General features: G+C 37.5%; 14 protein-coding genes. All 14 read left to right on the top strand.

Translation table 11 applies throughout. The features are described from left to right. Positions 1-179 precede the first annotated feature (179 nt). The 14 genes from prfC to apt all read left to right on the top strand — a co-directional run bounded on the left by prfC (position 180) and on the right by apt (position 12,562). A complete protein-coding gene (prfC, locus tag N7931_RS05030) occupies positions 180-1,760 on the top strand; it encodes a peptide chain release factor 3 (RefSeq protein WP_262792389.1) in 1,581 nt (526 codons plus the stop codon). A 25-nt stretch (positions 1,761-1,785) separates the two neighbouring features. Beyond that, positions 1,786-3,525, top strand: a complete 1,740-nt coding sequence (gene argS, locus N7931_RS05025) for an arginine--tRNA ligase (RefSeq protein ID WP_262792387.1) — start codon at positions 1,786-1,788, stop codon at positions 3,523-3,525. A gap of 485 nt (positions 3,526-4,010) precedes the next feature. Then, a complete protein-coding gene (locus N7931_RS05020) occupies positions 4,011-4,772 on the top strand; it encodes a DUF3450 domain-containing protein (RefSeq protein ID WP_262792385.1) in 762 nt (253 codons plus the stop codon). Further along, positions 4,772-6,133: a MotA/TolQ/ExbB proton channel family protein gene (locus N7931_RS05015; protein ID WP_262792384.1), complete on the top strand. Its 1,362-nt coding sequence runs from the start codon at positions 4,772-4,774 to the stop codon at positions 6,131-6,133. Before N7931_RS05020 ends, N7931_RS05015 begins: the two co-directional genes overlap by 1 nt. A 1-nt stretch (position 6,134) precedes the next feature. Continuing rightward, entirely contained in the window at positions 6,135-6,659 is a 525-nt protein-coding gene (locus N7931_RS05010) for a MotA/TolQ/ExbB proton channel family protein (protein ID WP_262792383.1), read from the top strand. Positions 6,660-6,671: 12 nt separating this feature from the next. Beyond that, complete coding sequence (locus N7931_RS05005) at positions 6,672-7,070, top strand: ExbD/TolR family protein (protein ID WP_262792382.1); 399 nt, start codon at positions 6,672-6,674, stop codon at positions 7,068-7,070. Position 7,071: 1 nt separating this feature from the next. Beyond that, a complete protein-coding gene (locus N7931_RS05000) occupies positions 7,072-7,689 on the top strand; it encodes an energy transducer TonB (RefSeq protein WP_262792380.1) in 618 nt (205 codons plus the stop codon). Between the two features lie 84 nt (positions 7,690-7,773). Next, on the top strand, positions 7,774-9,057 hold the full coding sequence (locus tag N7931_RS04995) for a tetratricopeptide repeat protein (protein ID WP_262792378.1): 1,284 nt from the start codon (positions 7,774-7,776) through the stop codon (positions 9,055-9,057). A gap of 145 nt (positions 9,058-9,202) precedes the next feature. After that, positions 9,203-9,526, top strand: coding sequence for a hypothetical protein (locus tag N7931_RS04990; protein WP_262792376.1), 324 nt, complete (start codon positions 9,203-9,205; stop codon positions 9,524-9,526). 71 nt (positions 9,527-9,597) lie between these two features. Continuing rightward, the gene (locus N7931_RS04985; protein ID WP_262792375.1) at positions 9,598-10,440 is read left to right on the top strand and encodes a DUF692 domain-containing protein; all 843 of its coding nucleotides are present in this window, start codon (positions 9,598-9,600) and stop codon (positions 10,438-10,440) included. Next, positions 10,427-11,176 carry a DUF2063 domain-containing protein gene (locus N7931_RS04980; protein WP_262792373.1) on the top strand — a complete coding sequence of 250 codons (750 nt, stop codon included), beginning with the start codon at positions 10,427-10,429 and terminating at the stop codon, positions 11,174-11,176. Before N7931_RS04985 ends, N7931_RS04980 begins: the two co-directional genes overlap by 14 nt. Positions 11,177-11,232: 56 nt before the next feature. Beyond that, entirely contained in the window at positions 11,233-11,364 is a 132-nt protein-coding gene (locus tag N7931_RS04975; protein WP_262792371.1) for a hypothetical protein, read from the top strand. Positions 11,365-11,551: 187 nt separating this feature from the next. Continuing rightward, positions 11,552-11,920 carry a response regulator gene (locus tag N7931_RS04970; protein WP_262792370.1) on the top strand — a complete coding sequence of 123 codons (369 nt, stop codon included), beginning with the start codon at positions 11,552-11,554 and terminating at the stop codon, positions 11,918-11,920. A 93-nt stretch (positions 11,921-12,013) separates the two neighbouring features. Further along, positions 12,014-12,562 (top strand): adenine phosphoribosyltransferase, encoded by a 549-nt coding sequence (apt, locus tag N7931_RS04965; protein WP_262792368.1) that lies wholly within the window; start codon positions 12,014-12,016, stop codon positions 12,560-12,562. Position 12,563 lies beyond the last annotated feature (1 nt).

Below are 12,563 nucleotides of genomic sequence, written 5' to 3'. Positions count from 1 at the left end.
TATTTTTTATATTTAACCCGTAAGTTGCTTTGCTAATCATTAAGCTTCGCCTGTTTCACTCGGTTATCGTAAGATAAACCTTATATTTCCAAACCACTTGAGTATAATACGCGCCATTATGCTGTTTGGGGATAATTGCCTTTCCCTGTTCTGCCAAGTGTTTTTAACAAGGTTTATTTATGTCATTAGTAGAAGAAGTCAATCGACGACGCACATTTGCTATCATTTCTCACCCGGATGCCGGTAAAACAACCATAACTGAAAAAGTTTTATTATTCGGAAAGGCGCTGCAAAAAGCGGGTACAGTTAAAGGCCGTGGTTCAAACCAGCATGCTAAATCTGATTGGATGGAAATGGAAAAAGAGCGTGGTATCTCGGTGACTACTTCGGTGATGCAGTTTCCTTATAATGATGCTTTGGTTAATTTATTAGACACCCCGGGTCACGAAGATTTCTCTGAAGATACTTATCGTACTTTAACCGCTGTTGATTCATGTTTGATGGTGATCGATGCGGCTAAAGGTGTAGAAGACAGAACCAGAAAACTAATGGAAGTCACTCGATTGCGTGATACGCCGATTGTGACATTTATGAATAAACTGGATCGTGATATTCGTGATCCTATGGAATTGCTGGATGAAGTTGAAAACGAGCTGAATATAGCTTGTGCTCCTGTGAGTTGGCCAATTGGCTGCGGTAAAGAGTTTAAAGGTGTATACCATATTCATCGTGACGAAACGATTTTATATCAATCAGGTCAGGGCCATACCATTCAGGAAACTCGAATTATCAAAGGCTTAGATAATCCAGATTTAGATAAAGCGATTGGTAGTGAGTTAGCTGAAACTTTACGTGATGAATTAGAGTTAGTGATTGGTGCTTCTCACGAGTTTGATTTAGAGTTATTTTTGAGCGGTGATTTAACACCTGTCTTTTTTGGTACCGCGTTAGGTAACTTTGGTGTTGACCATATGCTAGATGGTTTAACCAAATGGGCTCCGGCACCACTTGCACGTAAAACTGACGACAGAGAAGTTGCGGCAACTGAAAATAACTTTACCGGCTTTGTATTTAAAATTCAGGCTAATATGGATCCTAAACACAGAGACAGAATTGCATTTATGCGGATTGTTTCTGGACAATATACTCAAGGCATGAAAATGAATCATGTCAGGTTAGGTAAAAACATTAGTATTTCTGATGCGGTCACTTTTATGGCAGGCGACCGTGAAAGAGCGGATGATGCGTATGCTGGTGATATTATTGGTTTACACAATCACGGTACGATTCAAATTGGTGATACTTTTACTCAGGGCGAAAATTTAAAATTCACGGGCATTCCAAACTTTGCGCCTGAACTCTTTAGGCGTATTCGTTTAAAAGATCCGCTTAAACAAAAGCAGTTATTAAAAGGTCTGGTTCAATTATCAGAAGAGGGTGCGGTACAGGTGTTCCGTCCACTCATTAATAACGATTTAATTGTTGGAGCGGTTGGTGTATTGCAGTTTGATGTAGTAGTTGCTCGTCTAAAAGCTGAATATAAAGTTGAGGCGATTTACGAAGCTATTAATGTTGCCACTGCACGTTGGGTGGAATGTGACGATGTTAAGAAATTTGAAGAGTTTAAACGTAAAGCTGAGCCAAATTTAGCTTTAGATGGCGGCGATAACTTAACATATATCGCACCTACTATGGTGAATTTGAATTTAGCACAAGAGCGTTACCCTGACGTTAAATTCCGCCAGACCCGTGAACACTAAAGATTAAATAAAAGCGTAACTGATTATGAAATTAAGACAATTATTAACAGATAAAGTCCAGCAGGCTATGTTGGCGGCTGATATTCCGGCTGAGTTTGCGCCACATATTGCATTAAGCAAACAAGTTCAGTTTGGTGATTATCAAGCAAACGGTATTCTAGGCGCTGCAAAAGCATTAAAAACGAATCCAAGAGCGTTAGCTGAGCAAGTGATTGCAAAGCTAGATTTAAGTGATATTGCAGATAAAGTTGAAGTGGCCGGTCCGGGTTTTATTAATATCTTTTTAGCTGAAAACTGGTTATCTGCTCAGCTTAATCAGAATTTACATGATTCAAGAAGTGGGGTTGAAACTACGGCTCAGGCTGAGATTTGTGTGGTTGATTATTCGTCGCCAAACTTAGCCAAAGAAATGCATGTCGGGCATTTACGTTCAACAATTATTGGTGATGCGGTTGTGCGTGCGCTTGAATTTCAAGGGCACAAAGTGATTCGCCAAAACCACATGGGCGACTGGGGCACCCAATTTGGGATGTTAATTGCGTTTTTGGAAGAAAAGCTAGCGGGTAACTCTGTGGCTGAAGTTGCATTGGCTGATTTAGAAAATTTTTATCGCGAAGCCAAAAAACGATTTGATGACGATGCAGATTTTGCCGCTAAAGCCCGAGACTATGTTGTTAAATTGCAAAGTGGTGATAAACGTTGTTTAGAGCTATGGCAAGAGTTTATTGATATTTCGGTTTCGCATAGTGAAGCTGTTTATAAAAAATTGAATGTTACTTTAAGCCGTGATGATATTAAGCCAGAAAGTGCATATAACGATAAACTTGCTTGGGTTATTAGCGAATTACAGCATAAAGGTTTAGCGGTTGAAGATCAGGGTGCACAAGTTGTATTTTTAGAAGAGCTTGCGAATAAAGACGGTGAACCATCAGTAGCCATTGTGCAAAAATCGGGTGGTGGTTATTTATATGCAACAACGGATTTAGCAGCCCTTGAATATAGAAGTCAGACATTAAATGCTGATCGCTGCTTATATTTTATTGATGCACGCCAATCTTTACACATGCAGCAGGTATTTACTATTGCACGTAAAGCTGGGTTTGTTAAACCGGATATCAGTTTAGAGCACCATGCCTTTGGCACTATGATGGGTGAAGATGGTAAACCATTTAAAACCCGTTCTGGCGATACGGTTAAGTTAACTGAGTTGTTAGATGAGTCTGTTGCTCGCGCTCAGGCTTTAATTGCTGAAAGAGCTGTTGATATTAGCGAGCAAGAGCAAACACAAATTGCCAGAAAAGTAGGAATTGGCGCGGTTAAATTTGCCGATTTATCTAAGCATAGAACCAGTGATTATATTTTCTCATGGAAAACTATGCTGAGTTTTGAAGGCGCTACAGCACCTTATTTACAATATGCTTATACTCGGGTTCGCTCTATTTTTGCAAAAGCGGGCATTACGCCTGATGCGTTAACAGCACAGATACAAGTCGCTCAACCTCAGGAAAGAGCTTTGGCAATTAAATTATTGCAGTTTGAAGATATTTTGGAGCAAGTGACTAAAGAAGCTCACCCGCATGTTTTATGTGCATACTTGTATGAACTTGCAAGTTTGTTTATGAGTTTTTATGAAGCGTGTCCAATTTTAAAATCTGATGTAACTGATGCAGATAAGCAGAGCCGGTTAGGTTTAAGTTTATGGACTTCGCAGACATTACAACTAGGTTTGGATGTGTTAGGCATTGAAACCATGGAAAGAATGTAGCTATCTTTTTAGTCAGCTTATTTATAATAAAATAAGCTGACTAATTATCACTTATATTTATTATTACTATAAATGAATTTGTTAAAATCCTGATTTTATTCCTTTCTTATAAATAAGCCTACACCCAGCTTTTATTAACATTTGATTAAATTTAAAGCAAAAAATGCTGAATATGTAAATTTAATCAAAAAAAAACAAAAAATATTGTCTATTTATATAAAAATCTTTGCAATCTAGTATCCAGATTCGCTAAGATTCATCTGCGTCTATTAGAAGAAAGTTGGTTAATAAAATCTTCAGTGCTGGATTTTGACTTAACGAACATCTTCATTTAAGTAAATGGCCCGGTTGACAGAAAGACTCAATTGGTAGATATTTGTTGCAGTTTTATTTAAAACTATAACAAATATCTATAATGGAGCTAGTCTGAGTCAGCCAGCTAGAAAGTTCCATACAATTATTAATTATTGGGAATCGTGTCAAAGATGATTAAAAGCAAAAAACTCGCTTCTGCATTAGCTGTAGCATGTGCAATGTCACTGTCTTCAGCTGCGTATGCAGACCCAGTGGAAAATCTGCACAAAGAAGAGCATGCTATTCATGATGCAGCTGTAAAGTCTCAAAAACGTGTTGATGCAATGTTTGAGCAGTCAATTGACTTGCTTTCAGAGTATCGTCAAGTAGTTGATGAAACTGATAATTTAAACATGTATAACGACCATGTTCAAAAGTTGGTTAATAATCAACAAAAATTAATTGATTCTCTACAAGGTCAAATTAATGGTATTGAAGATACTAAGAAAGGTGTAATTCCTTTAATGTATCGTATGCTTGATTCTTTAGAGAAATTTATTGCGTTAGATATTCCAATTGAAGTTGAACAGCGTACAGCTCGCGTTGAACGTATTCGTGAATTAATGAGCGATCCTAATATCACAACTTCTGAACGCTTCCGTTTGGTTCTTGAAGCATACCAAATTGAAAATGATTATGGTTCAGCTATCTCGGCTTATCAAGGCAAATTAAATGACATCACTGTAGATATGGTTCATATCGGTCGTGTGGCTTTATTAGCTCAATCTTTAGATCTTAAGCATGCTTGGGTTTGGGATAATGATGCGCGTAATTGGGTAGAGTTAGGTGATGAATACTTAAAACCAGTTACCAAAGTAATTCGTATGGCTAAAAATCAGGTTGCTCCTGATTTAATTCAAGTGCCAGTGTTTGCAGCGGAGAGTGCAGAATAATGAAATCGATTAAAACAATTCTAACTGCTTCAGCAATCGCTCTAACAAGTATGACTTTTGGTGCATATGCAGATTCAAGTGCGCTAGATAAGTTACTGCAAGACGTTAAAGCTAATCGTGTTTCTGAAGCAAAATTAAACAAAGAGCGTGAAGCGGAGTTCCGTGCTGCTCGCGATCAAAAGCAAGCTTTATTAAATAAAGCTAAAAATGAGTTGACTGCTGCTCAAAATCGTCAAAAGCAATTACAACAAGCTTTTGCCGATAATGAAAAACGCATTACTGAAAAAACAGCAGAGCTTGATGCTGCAAAAGGCACATTAGGTGAGATGTTTGGTGTGGTTCGTCAGGCCGCTGGTGATACAGTTGGTCGTGTTGCAACATCAATCATTAGTGCTCAACCAGAATATTCAGACCGTACTGAATTATTAGCTAAATTAGCTGAAGCGAAAGAGCTTCCTAAATTAAGTGAGTTAGAAGAATTATGGTTTGCGTTGCAAACAGAAATGACAGAATCTTCTAAAGTTGTGAAATTTGAAGCTAATGTGGTTGGTTTAGATGGCTCTGAATCAATGCAGACAGTTACTCGAGTTGGTTCATTCAACTTATTAGCTAATGATCACTATTTAAAATTTAACTCAGATAGTAATCAAATTGAGCCTTTAGGTCGTCAACCTGAAAGCCATATGGTTGCATCTGTTGCTGAATTTAACGATACAACATCTGGTTACACAGGTTTATACCTTGACCCTTCACGTGGTGCAATTCTTGATATATTCAAGCAAAAAGCAACTATGATGGAGCGTTATCATCAAGGTGGTTTACCTGGTTATGTAATTACAGTTGTATTATTAATTGGTATGTTAATTTCTCTTGAACGTTTTATCACGCTAAACGTGGTTGGTGCTAAGATTAAGAGTCAATTAAAAGACGTTAATAATCCTAAGAGTAATAACCCATTAGGTCGTATTTTAAGTGTTTATCAATCTAACAAAAAAGTAGATACAGAAACCTTAGAACTTAAACTTGATGAAGCTATCCTACGTGAAACACCGAGCATTGAACGTGGTGTGAACGTAATTAAGATTTTAGCAGCTATTGCACCTTTATTAGGTCTTTTAGGTACAGTTACCGGTATGATTGGTACTTTCCAGTCAATCACATTATTCGGTACCGGTGACCCTAAAATCATGGCTGGTGATATCTCAATGGCACTTGTAACTACAGCTCAAGGTCTAATTGCAGCATTACCATTAATTTTCTTACATAGTATTACTGCAGCTAAGAGCAAGTCTATTGTTCATGTCTTAGAAGAGCAAAGCGCGGGTATCGTAGCAGCTCACGCGGAGCAGGAGCGAGCATAAGATGTTATACCTGATAGAACTTTGGGAAACTGTCAGGGGATTTATATCAACCGGGGGCGATGTATTATGGATCGTCTTCGGGGTGCTAGCTGTTATGTGGATCTTAATGATTGAAAGATATTGGTTTATGTTAGTGGAATTTCCAAAACATAAAAAAACCATTATCCAACGTTGGGATTCGCGTGAAGATACGACATCTTGGTATGCGCACAGAGTGCGTGAAGCTTGGATATCGGAAGCATCAGAATTACTGAATGCCAGAATTCTATTGATTAAAACCCTAGTGGCGGTATGTCCTTTAATTGGATTGTTCGGTACGGTAACAGGTATGATTTCAGTATTTGAAACCATGGCAGTATCCGGTACTGGTAACCCTCGCTTGATGGCATCAGGTATTTCCATGGCAACGATTCCAACTATGGCTGGTATGGTTGCAGCGCTTTCTGGGGTTTTCTTTAGCTCTAGAATAGAAACACGCGTAAGAATGGAAGTAGAAAAGTTAGTGGACAGTTTGCCACATCATTAGAGAGATTCATTTATGGCACGTAGACATCGCCGAGAAGAGGAAGATGCAGCAATCGATATGACACCGATGCTAGACATCGTATTCATCATGCTGATCTTCTTTATCGTAACAACCTCTTTTGTTAAAGAGGCAGGTATTGAAGTAATTAAACCAGAAGCAAATCAAGCTGAAGCTAAGCCGAAGGCCAATATCTTTATTGCAATTAGTAATAATGGTGATATTTGGATGGATAAGCGTATGGTTGACGTAGAACGTGTTCAAGCTAACCTTGAAAAAATGTTAGCAGAGCAAGCTACAGATACTGTAATTATTCAAGCTGATGAAGAAGCTAAACATGGTAGAGTAGTGAAGGTCATGGACCAAATCAAGGCTGCTGGTATTGATAAAATCGTAGTTGCGGGGAAAAAGTAATATGATCCGCCTACTGTTATCCATACCAATAGGCATAGCGATAACATTCGGCCTTTTTGTTTTGATGGCACAATTAATTGCCAATAATCAACGAGGCCCAGACGCTTCCGAAGAAGCGCCTAGGATTGATATCGTGATGCAAAAGCCGTCAGACTCAGTACAAGAAAGATCGAGAACGCCGCCGCCACCGCCGCCACCACCTCAGGCTCCACCACCGCCAGAGGCGGCTGAGCCAGAAACTACGGACGCAAATGCGGGAGGTATCAACTTGGATATGCCTGCAGTAAGTACCGGTGGTGTGGATGCTGGCATAGGTGATATTAGTGGTGCACTTATGAAAGATGGTGATGCAACACCAATCGTTCGAATTGAACCACGTTATCCTGCTCAAGCAGCAAGAGATGGTATTGAAGGCTGGGTAGAGCTGAGTTTCACTATTGATGAAGTTGGTGGTGTAATCGATGTTGATGTTATCGATGCAGAACCTAAACGTATTTTTGACCGTGAGGCTAAAAAAGCGTTATCAAAGTGGAAATACAAACCAAAAATTGTTGATGGTAAGCCGGTTAAGCAACCAGGTCTGACAGTTCGACTAGACTTTAGTTTGGCTGCGAACTAAGTTTGGATTTTAAGCTTAATTGAGGAAGGTTAGCTTTAATTCTTATTAAATTAAATAAGTTTTGAGGCTAACCCTGGAGATAGTATGAAATTCTCACGATTGATATTGACAGCGGTTTTGTTTGGTGCAACTACATCGGCTACACTCGTGCCAATGCAAGCTGCAGCAGCCTCACAATCGCTGGAAGAAAAGAAAAAGGCACGGCCTGTAGAGGTAATGTCTGAAAAAGTTGGTAAAAAAGTAGCAGAAGCGGTTGAGCTTTTAACGCCTAACGAAGAGGAAGGCAGAAATGAGGCTGATCCAAAAGGTGCTATTAAGTTACTGGAAGAGTTAGAACCCAAGAAAGAGTTTGATAAAGCTTATCTAGCTCAATTGATTGGTAAATTATATGCTCAAGAAGGTGACTATAAAAAAGCCATTGAAAAAATCACTTATGCAGCGAACTTAGATGTACTAAGCTGGGATGATCAGGCTGGTGTATATAAGTTACTTGCTATCTTGAATCTTCAAGAGGAAAATTATCAAGGTTCTATTGATGCATATGACAAATGGTATGCTTTTACTGAAGAGCATGATCCAACTGTATATTCTCATAAAGCCTTGGCGTATTATCAGTTGAAAAAATTTGATCAAACGCATAAGAATGCTGACTTAGCTATTAAATATGCAAAAGAGCCTAAGCCAGATCCTTATCAATTAAAGATGTCTGCTTATGTAGATCAGAAAAATTATAAGGGTGCGATTGAGATTACAACTGCTGCGATTAAAGTTTTTCCGAGTGATAAGAAATGGTGGATACCACTTGCACAGTTCTATTTGATGACTGAAAATTATGCTTATTCTTTATCTACTTTTGAGTTAGCTGAAGAACAAGGATTTTTAGATAAAGCATCACACTATAAAACTTTAGCTCAACTTTATTCTATGAATGGTATCTTTTATAAAGCTGCTACAACAATGGAATCTAAAATTAAGTCTGGCTTAATTGAGAAAGATGCTAAAAATTTAAGTGCAATGGCTAATTATTACCATCAAGCTTCAGAATATAAAAAAGCAGCTGAATCATACCTTGCTGCAGCTAAAGTGGATAATGATGCTAACTTTTATCAAAAAGCAGGCGATTTATTCTCTGTGGCTGAACAGTATAAAAGTTCAATTGCCGCTTTTGAAAAGGCACTTGAGTTAGGTAGTGAAAAGGCCGGTGCAATTAAAATCGCATTGACTGAAGTAAACTATAATATGGGCAATTACAAAACAGCTTATAAGTATGCTAATGAAAGTCTTGAATATGCACAGCAAAAGCGTGCAGCTAAAGGTTGGATTAGTTATATAAAAGGTGCTGCTGAGCGTAAAAACATAGCTCTATAAGTGTCTATATTTATTGAGAATTAAAAAGCAGCTTCGGCTGCTTTTTTTATATCTAGAATTTAATGATCAGTTTTTATTAATCTCTTTGAAATTTATATAAGGTATATCTGGTCTAATAAGCAAGCATTATCATTAAGGAGCAAACATGAAAACGTTAAATAATTCAAAGCTTAATTTGGCACTGGGTGCGGTTGTGTTAGGTGGTTTATCCGGTACTGTTCAGGCTGAAGGCTTTTCAGTTGAACAACTTTCAGGTGGATATGAGCAGCTAGTGCATCAAGCCAAAGCTGACAAAGAAGCGAAATGCGGTGAAGGCAAGTGTGGTGCTAAAGCAGAAAAAGAAGCGAAATGCGGTGAAGGCAAGTGTGGTGCTAAAGCAGAAAAAGAAGCGAAATGCGGTGAAAGCAAGTGCGGTGCTAAAGCAGAAAAAGAAGCGAAATGTGGTGAAGGCAAGTGCGGTGCTAAGTAAAGAATGCTAATCCTTTCTGCAACAGGCAGTTTAGAGTTTAATCGCTTTCTAAAGAAGTCATAATTTATTGAATGTTAAATAATAAACACACAGTTTCAGGTGCAGGTTTAGGGCTTAGGCGAGACTTTATTGAAGCCTTATCTGCTAATTTTCCACAGCAGGTTGATTTTTTAGAGGTCGCACCTGAAAACTGGCTAAAACAGTCAGGTAAAGCCGTTAAGTTGTTTGAGTCGTTAACTGCTGAACATAATTTTGTTTGCCACGGCTTATCTTTATCCATTGGTAGTCCGGATCCGCTAGATATTGAGTATATCAAGCAAATAAAAGCGTTTTTAGATAAGTATGAGATTCTACATTATTCGGAGCATCTGAGCTTTTGCTCTGCTAATGGACATTTATATGATCTGATGCCTATTCCATTCACCACAGACGCGGTAGATTATGTGGTTGATCGTATTAGCCAAGTACAGGATATAATCCAGCGGCCACTCGTATTAGAAAATGTCTCTTATTACACCCCATTATCGACTGAACTAACAGAATTAGAATTTACGAATCAAATTTTAAAAAAATCGGGTGCTCAGTTATTGCTAGATGTTAATAATGTTTATGTAAATTCTATCAATCATGGTTATGATGCCAGAATGTTTATACAAGCGCTGCCAAGTGAAAAAATCATTTATGGGCATGTTGCCGGACATTATAACGAGGCTGAAAATTTAATTATTGATTCACATGGCGCAGATGTGATTGAGCAGGTTTGGGATTTATTGGCTTTTGCTTATCAATGTCATGGAGTGTATCCAACGTTACTCGAGCGAGATTTTAATATTCCATCACTTAATTCATTGTTAACAGAGGTTGAATATATTCATCGGTTACAACAATTGGCTAAGCAAAATGACAGGTTTTAAAGATTTACAATATGCATTTGCTGAGCTGATTAGAAATCCGGATAAACAATCAGATTTAGCTATTGATAAAACCAGACTTAATATTTATCAATCCCTTATTTTTAATACAGTATCAGGTTTTATTAATACGGCTTTTCCTGTGCTCAAAAGCCTATATTCAGAGCAAGACTGGCATCGTCTACAAACTTTATTTCTTCGCCAGCATAAAAGTCAGCAACCTCTTTTTTGTCAAATAGCTCAAGAATTTATCGAATTTTTAGCTAATGAATATCAAGTTGCAGCGCAAGATCCTATCTTTTTAAAAGAACTGGCACATTATGAATGGTTAGAATTAGACCTATCATTAAGAAGCCGAAATCAAACTGCACAACAAATTGAAGATGTAACGCAGGATAACTTTTATTTTTCTGATTTGGCCGAGTTAGTTTCTTATCCTTTTGCGGTACATCAAATTAGTTTGGATAATCAACCCGTAGAGCCGAATAAAGTACCGACTTATTTAGTGCTATATCGTAATCACAATGAACAAGTTGATTTTGTTGTGATCAATACACTATCAGCTTATTTATTAGAGCTAATTAAAAATAACTTAGCCAATAATTATCAGTCTTTATATCAACTTATGGTTAAAGAATTAACTGAAATTAACGCCACTCAACTTGAACAGGGGCTAATTTTAAGCCTACAGCAATTTGCTGAACGGAGTATTTTGTTAAAAAATAAATTTGGAATTTAATCGGTAATTGTCTAATATAGCGGCCGATTTTATTAGCTAGTTTAGGGTAACTATTTATGGGTCATCACGATACATCAGGCGAAATGGATACTTCCAACGCTTTACACTTACATATTGCCACTATTGCAGCGATTGCGTTGCCATTATTACCAGCTGTTTTAGCTTGGATTTTAATTTTAAGCAAATAATCAGCTCTATAATTGCTGCTCAGTGAAAACCGTATGATAAACGCTTTTTGAGCAGCTTTTATACTACACCGTTTTACTTCGATTTTTTATCAGTAAAGCCAAATGGATATAATTCGTAAAAATGAAACTTTTCTAAGTTATATTAGCTCTAATGTAAAAACTTAGAAGATCGCAGGGATACTGTAGTATGAACGTATTGATTGTCGACGACAATACTAGTGTTTTAAACGCACTTGAAAAAAAACTCATTTCAAATAAGCACCAGGTTACTTGTGCTGAAAATGGTCTGGCCGCTTTATCTTTAGTGCAAGATACTCAGTTCGATTTTATTATCACAGATTATAAAATGCCGTTTATGGACGGAATTAAATTAATCGAAAATCTATTAGCTGATATCAATATTCAACCACATCAAATTTTATTGCTTTCAACAGATACCAGTCAGGCGCTGGAATTTAAAGTTAATCAACTCAATGTGCAATGTTTAGCAAAGCCAGTTTCAGCGGAAAAAGTAGTTGAGAGCATGGTGCATTCTTATACATTTCAAGCAGCTTAAACTTTAATTTTAAGGTAAGATTTACTGCGTTAGAGTTGCAATTTAGCTCTATTTTGCTTTAATGCAACGATAATTTAGTAAAGGCCTTACCTAATGATTAACGAACAAACACTTGCGCAACTAAAAAACAGTATCAAAGCGATTCCTGATTATCCAAAGCCGGGGATTATTTTCCGAGATGTGACCAGTTTAGTTGAAGATGGTGCTGCATTTAAAAAAGCAGTTGAATGTTTAGCTCAACCTTATTTAAATAAAGGTATTACTAAAGTAGTTGGTACTGAAGCTCGAGGGTTTATTTTTGGTTCGGCTGTCGCCAATATTTTAAATACAGGTTTTGTTTTGGCTAGAAAACCGAATAAATTACCGCGTGAAACCATTAGCCAAACCTATCAATTAGAGTATGGTGAAGATGAATTACATATTCATAAAGACTCTTTAAATCCAACAGATACGGTTTTATTGGTGGATGATTTAATTGCAACTGGCGGAACAATTGAAGCAACAGTTAAACTGGTTCGCCAGCTTGGCGCTCAAGTGGAAGATGCAGCTTTTGTTATTGCGTTACCTGCTTTAGGTGGTGAGCAGAAACTACGTAACTTAGGTGTTGAGCCATATAGTTTAGTTGCGTTTGACGGAGAATAAT

The organism is Catenovulum sp. 2E275 (genome assembly GCF_025515275.1).
Classification (GTDB): domain Bacteria; phylum Pseudomonadota; class Gammaproteobacteria; order Enterobacterales; family Alteromonadaceae; genus Catenovulum.
Note: the sequence above shows the minus strand (reverse complement) of the source record. Positions and strands in the feature narration are given on the sequence as shown.

Excerpts from the sequence above, each read along its gene's own strand:
- apt (WP_262792368.1), top strand. The coding sequence starts at position 12,014 with ATGATTAACGAACAAACACTTGCGCAACTAAAAAACAGTATCAAAGCG.
- N7931_RS04990 (WP_262792376.1), top strand. The coding sequence starts at position 9,203 with ATGAAAACGTTAAATAATTCAAAGCTTAATTTGGCACTGGGTGCGGTT.
- argS (WP_262792387.1), top strand. The coding sequence starts at position 1,786 with ATGAAATTAAGACAATTATTAACAGATAAAGTCCAGCAGGCTATGTTG.
- N7931_RS04985 (WP_262792375.1), top strand. The coding sequence starts at position 9,598 with ATGTTAAATAATAAACACACAGTTTCAGGTGCAGGTTTAGGGCTTAGG.
- N7931_RS05010 (WP_262792383.1), top strand. The coding sequence starts at position 6,135 with ATGTTATACCTGATAGAACTTTGGGAAACTGTCAGGGGATTTATATCA.
- N7931_RS05005 (WP_262792382.1), top strand. The coding sequence starts at position 6,672 with ATGGCACGTAGACATCGCCGAGAAGAGGAAGATGCAGCAATCGATATG.
- N7931_RS04995 (WP_262792378.1), top strand. The coding sequence starts at position 7,774 with ATGAAATTCTCACGATTGATATTGACAGCGGTTTTGTTTGGTGCAACT.
- N7931_RS05000 (WP_262792380.1), top strand. The coding sequence starts at position 7,072 with ATGATCCGCCTACTGTTATCCATACCAATAGGCATAGCGATAACATTC.
- N7931_RS05015 (WP_262792384.1), top strand. The coding sequence starts at position 4,772 with ATGAAATCGATTAAAACAATTCTAACTGCTTCAGCAATCGCTCTAACA.
- N7931_RS04970 (WP_262792370.1), top strand. The coding sequence starts at position 11,552 with ATGAACGTATTGATTGTCGACGACAATACTAGTGTTTTAAACGCACTT.
- N7931_RS05020 (WP_262792385.1), top strand. The coding sequence starts at position 4,011 with ATGATTAAAAGCAAAAAACTCGCTTCTGCATTAGCTGTAGCATGTGCA.
- N7931_RS04980 (WP_262792373.1), top strand. The coding sequence starts at position 10,427 with ATGACAGGTTTTAAAGATTTACAATATGCATTTGCTGAGCTGATTAGA.
- N7931_RS04975 (WP_262792371.1), top strand. The coding sequence starts at position 11,233 with ATGGGTCATCACGATACATCAGGCGAAATGGATACTTCCAACGCTTTA.
- prfC (WP_262792389.1), top strand. The coding sequence starts at position 180 with ATGTCATTAGTAGAAGAAGTCAATCGACGACGCACATTTGCTATCATT.